Consider the following 3,424-nt stretch of genomic DNA (forward strand, 5'->3'; position numbering starts at 1 on the left):
ACGGCCCTGTAGGTAAGCTTGAGATGACCTTCAATGGCAAAGCAATTAGATTCTTAGAGAATAATTTAGGTAGTTCATACAACAACGCAGGAGTAACAAGTGATTACAGTTAGATTTGAAGTGCCAGTAAGTGCTAATCAAAGGTTAATTAGAACACGCGGCCGCCAACTAACCAATGGAAGTAAGTACAGAAGTTGGTTTGCTCGTGCTTTACATGAGCTACAAGATCAAACAGATGGATTTGAACAGATTAAAGGTCGTGTTGGTGTATCAATCACAGTGCATTTTAGTGATGGCAGACGTAGAGATTTGGATAACATCTTAAAAGGTTTTCAAGATGTTTGTACTCATGCAGGTCTTTGGCTTGATGATAGTCAAATCGACCACTTAACCGTTGTCAGAGGCTCTGTAGTTGAACAACCTAAGAGAAAGAAAGGGCAAAGACTAGTAAGACTACCTGGATTAGTTGAAGCTAGAATTTGGGAAATTGGAAAAGACTAAGCTTGCAGGAATCTATTTGAAAAATGCTGACTAAAGAAATAAGAGAAGCTATTACTGCAGAGAGCTCTGCTGAATATATACGTTTGTTGCATAATTATGGAATCTGGTCACGCTATTTTGGATGTTCTGGTTATCCTGGACACACTTCATTAAATCAGACTTATACCATTTCAGATGAATCTGCTATGATTATTGATAAGGCCTTCTGTGAATTAAAACAGAAACAGCCTAATCTATATAAACTGCTCAACATGTTTTATATCCAGTGTAAATCTCCTGATGAGATATTCCTGATTCTGAAAAAACAGAACAAAGAGCAGAAAATTAAACGACGTCATTGTTCAAACTACTTTGAATTCAATCCTGCTGTAGATACAGCTTTAAGATATGTTACTACTCAGGCTATCTGTGACTTAATCAGAAGAGGTGAACAGTTGATTCTCAATCAGCTAAGGATTATGAATGAAGGTGTTTGAATTTGAAGGTAAGTGTTATCGCTCCATGCGTTTATTCTGTCAAGAGCGCGGTGTTTCTTATCAGAAAATGAGAAGACTCTGCAGACATTATATGCGCGCTCATAAAGATCCAACCATTGCAGCAAAATGGCTTCTGGGAATAGAACCGTTTAAAAGCAATGAACCAAAGACATTTCTTTATGAGCAGGACTTGCAAAAGTCTGAGGAAAGGAACTCTAAATTCAAAGACAAAATGTATCAGCAGTTTATAAACAATTTCTAGTTACATTTATTTTTTCAGAATTTTTCTCATAGAAATGACGGTGGTTTTATGGAAAAAGATCTAAGCATTTTAAATAAAACAATAGGAGATTTTGTTGTAATAGCTGAGGCGCCTTCTGATAATGATGGCAATGCAATGTGGCAGGTAAAGTGTATGAAATGCGGTTATACAAAAACTGTCAGAGGAACAATAATAAGACGTCATTTAAGGAATGGAATCTCAATGAACTGTTTTGCTTGTAAGCGGTTCAGATGCTTAATGAAAAGAAAAGCAAAGGAAGAGAGAAAAGCAAAAGCAATAAGACCAGAAAGATCTGTATTAAAGGATCAATATCCGTTGTTATATTACACTTGGCAAAACATGAAAAGACGCTGTTACAGTTCTTCTCATCCAAAGTACAAGGATTATGGTGCAAGAGGTATTTCTATTTGTAATGAATGGCACTTTAGTTTTCCTGCATTTTGTAAGTGGAGTTTGTCTAATGGTTATAAACCAAATATCAAACTGAGTATTGACCGTATAAACAATGATGGAAATTATGAACCATCAAACTGCAGATGGACCGATTATTCTACTCAGGCAAAGAATAAAAGACATCCAACAAGGGTCAACGGGTCCTCTCAGCGTTCCTGACGTCCTCGGGTGGCAAGACGCCCGGAAATTGTCTAGCTGAATAGATTTTTAAAATGTGGCTGCCATAGTCTCTATACACTTTATATTCAAAATACCCTCTATTTTCAATTTTAAGACACCTCAGAAGCATTTCTTTTATAAAAATAGGTCACTGTACCACTAAGACATTAAAATCATTCTATGAGCGTTTTAGAAATAGATCGTTTTTTGATCGTTTTTGGATCGTTTTTCTGTTTTATACTTATAGACAATACAGTGGCAAACTGTGATTAGGTGGTAGGCCTCTCAGATTCTTTGAGAGGCTTTTTCTTTTTCTGGAGATTAGATCATGTTGCCTTCTGAAGTAACTTTGTTCGCATTAGGTGGCATGGCATGTAGTGTAACTTCATTTTTGGTTTCGTCATTTTTCAAAAAACCACCTGAGTTTATACGAAGAATTTATTATGCGCTGATTTCAGGAATTGGAGCCATGGCCATATGTTGGTTAAGCTACAGATATTTTCCTGAAAGATTTGAGGCATGGGATGCAGTTCCTTATGGAGTCATGATCGGACTGTTCGGCATTGGCAGAGTTTTAAATTGGATTGCTAAAAGATATGGGATAGACAAAAATGAGCGATAAACATAAACGTTATATATCTCAATGGCTGATTCCGTTTTGTTACTTTGCAGAATTCTCCTGGGCATTACTGAGTATCGCATTAGGAATACCTTTTTTAGTCTATGGAATATGCAATATTGTAGGTATTTTGGCAATTAACTATTTAACATCAGGAATTCATTAATATGCACGTTTCTTCTCATGCGATTGCCCTTATTCAGAAATTTGAAGGTCTTAGAACCAAAGCTTATAAGCCTTTTCCTCATGAGAAAGGATACACCATTGGATATGGTCATCATTCCCCAGCTGTGTATGAAGGTATGGTTTGCACTGAAGCTGAGGCAGAAAAATTTCTAAAAGCAGACATAGCTAATTATGAGTATCAGATTGAATCAGCGTTAAATATTGATGAGATTGAAGTTACTCAGGGCATGTTTGATGCCTTAGTCTGTTTACTGTTCAACTTGCAGGGCGCGCTCAAGAATGGTAAGCGCTTAACTCCTCTTCAGACTTTAGTCAGTTATAAGCTCTGGAAGAAAATGAAGGCCGGCGATAAAGAAGGCGCTGCTAAAGAATTTCTGGATATTAACAAAGCCGGTGGTGTTGAAGTTGCAGGTTTAACTAGGCGCAGAAAAGCAGAAGCTAAATTATTTCTTTCTTAGTATAAAAATGTCAAAAAGAAGCTCACAGAAATGTGGGCTTTTTTCGTTTCTGGAGTTTCCCAATGTTATCCATTAAGAATACATTGATTGCTGGTGCATTAGCTTTTGCTGTCGGTTTTCTGACCGGCTATTCGGCAAGAGACGATCAGGCTGAAATTGAACGTCTGAACGTTGCGAAAAATGCACTGGAGCAAGAAAGAGCTAATTTGATTCAACAGCTGGAGGTTGAACATGAACACCAGAAGACAGCGCAAATCAATGCAGCAAAAACGCAGGAAGACTTGGATGA

The 3,424-nt window shown here is 37.2% G+C and carries 7 protein-coding genes; all 7 read left to right on the top strand.

Annotated elements, in window-relative coordinates:
* The first annotated feature begins 120 nt into the window (after positions 1 to 120).
* Entirely contained in the window at positions 121 to 501 is a 381-nt protein-coding gene (locus ACJML3_RS01560; RefSeq protein ID WP_406020022.1) for a RusA family crossover junction endodeoxyribonuclease, read from the top strand.
* A gap of 23 nt (positions 502 to 524) precedes the next feature.
* Entirely contained in the window at positions 525 to 977 is a 453-nt protein-coding gene (locus ACJML3_RS01565; protein ID WP_406020024.1) for a hypothetical protein, read from the top strand.
* Positions 964 to 1,239 (top strand): hypothetical protein, encoded by a 276-nt coding sequence (locus ACJML3_RS01570; protein WP_406020026.1) that lies wholly within the window; start codon positions 964 to 966, stop codon positions 1,237 to 1,239. The genes ACJML3_RS01565 and ACJML3_RS01570 overlap by 14 nt, the downstream gene beginning before the upstream one ends.
* A gap of 48 nt (positions 1,240 to 1,287) precedes the next feature.
* Positions 1,288 to 1,872 carry a hypothetical protein gene (locus ACJML3_RS01575; protein ID WP_406020028.1) on the top strand — a complete coding sequence of 195 codons (585 nt, stop codon included), beginning with the start codon at positions 1,288 to 1,290 and terminating at the stop codon, positions 1,870 to 1,872.
* A gap of 469 nt (positions 1,873 to 2,341) precedes the next feature.
* On the top strand, positions 2,342 to 2,494 hold the full coding sequence (locus ACJML3_RS01580) for a hypothetical protein (RefSeq protein WP_406020030.1): 153 nt from the start codon (positions 2,342 to 2,344) through the stop codon (positions 2,492 to 2,494).
* A 164-nt stretch (positions 2,495 to 2,658) separates the two neighbouring features.
* Positions 2,659 to 3,135 carry a lysozyme gene (locus ACJML3_RS01585; RefSeq protein WP_406020031.1) on the top strand — a complete coding sequence of 159 codons (477 nt, stop codon included), beginning with the start codon at positions 2,659 to 2,661 and terminating at the stop codon, positions 3,133 to 3,135.
* 62 nt (positions 3,136 to 3,197) lie between these two features.
* The coding region (locus ACJML3_RS01590) for a hypothetical protein (RefSeq protein WP_406020033.1) at positions 3,198 to 3,424 on the top strand (227 nt) is incomplete at its 3' end.

This window comes from Succinivibrio sp., from assembly GCF_045124615.1.
Taxonomy (GTDB): domain Bacteria; phylum Pseudomonadota; class Gammaproteobacteria; order Enterobacterales; family Succinivibrionaceae; genus Succinivibrio; species Succinivibrio faecicola.

Bases quoted from the DNA above. Each gene is read 5' to 3' on its own strand.
- ACJML3_RS01565 (WP_406020024.1), top strand. From the start codon at position 525: ATGCTGACTAAAGAAATAAGAGAAGCTATTACTGCAGAGAGCTCTGCT.
- ACJML3_RS01570 (WP_406020026.1), top strand. From the start codon at position 964: ATGAAGGTGTTTGAATTTGAAGGTAAGTGTTATCGCTCCATGCGTTTA.
- ACJML3_RS01575 (WP_406020028.1), top strand. From the start codon at position 1,288: ATGGAAAAAGATCTAAGCATTTTAAATAAAACAATAGGAGATTTTGTT.
- ACJML3_RS01580 (WP_406020030.1), top strand. From the start codon at position 2,342: ATGGCCATATGTTGGTTAAGCTACAGATATTTTCCTGAAAGATTTGAG.
- ACJML3_RS01585 (WP_406020031.1), top strand. From the start codon at position 2,659: ATGCACGTTTCTTCTCATGCGATTGCCCTTATTCAGAAATTTGAAGGT.